Consider the following 982-nt stretch of genomic DNA (forward strand, 5'->3'; position numbering starts at 1 on the left):
TAAATATCGCGAGCTTCCTTACCCGTAGCCACCTCACGGCCCAACTCACCCGCAATACGCACCAACTGCTCGATCTGCTGCACCGACGTCATCTTCTCGCCCTTACGGCCCCAAATCGTGTCCTCGTTACCGCACCGCGCATGCAACCCCATCGCGATCGCCATCGTGTTCACCGGCAACACACTGCGCATCAACGTCTCGAGCGTCAGACACGCACCATCAGGAACCCGCGAAACGAAATTCATCATGTTGTACGGATTCGGACCGTCGAACCCACCACCGATCGCCACCCACGTCAAATTCACCGGACCCGTATAGATCCCCCGGCGGATCAACCGCTCCACCGTCTCGAGCTGCGGAATACTCGAGAGCTGGAAATGCGGCTGAATACCCGCCTCCTGCAACCGACGCAAATGCTCCGCCACCCACTCCGGACCCGCCGGAACCGTCATCTCCCGATACGTATTCGCCAACTCCGGACGCTCCATCGACGTCCCCGCAATATCATCCGGGGTCATCAACTCCATGATGTTCATCTGCGACGTATTGATCGCAATCGTCACCTGATCCGGAGCCGGATCCAACGTCGCCAACATATGCCGCACATCATCGGAAAGCCACTTCGCATCCGCACCTTCACCTTCCGGCGCAAACGAAATCGACCCACCCACCTGCAAAATCATCTCCGGCACAGCCTCACGCAAACGGCCCAACAACTCGTTGAACTTCGAAAGCCGCTTCGAACCCTTACCGTCAAGCTCACGAACATGAATATGCAACACCGTCGCACCCGCGTTGTAGCAATCCACCGCAGTCTGAACATGCTCGTCCATCGTCAACGGCAGATCCTCCGCAAAATCGTCCGGCTCCCACTCCGGACCATACGGCGCAACCGTAATCACAAGCTTCTCCTGAACCTCCGGGAACAAGGCATCATCGTGAAAATGCATAACAAAACTCCAATCAGATGAGAGCTGAGAAA

At 56.8% G+C, this 982-nt stretch carries 1 protein-coding gene; it reads right to left on the reverse strand.

Annotation, left to right across the window (positions count from 1 at the left end):
• On the reverse strand, positions 1 to 950 hold a 950-nt coding region (locus RG2_RS31195; RefSeq protein ID WP_072782929.1), incomplete at its 3' end, for a beta-keto acid cleavage family enzyme.
• Between the last annotated feature and the right edge of the window lie 32 nt (positions 951 to 982).

The sequence above is a fragment of the Rhodococcus globerulus NBRC 14531 genome, assembly GCF_001894805.1.
Taxonomy (GTDB): domain Bacteria; phylum Actinomycetota; class Actinomycetes; order Mycobacteriales; family Mycobacteriaceae; genus Rhodococcus_F; species Rhodococcus_F globerula.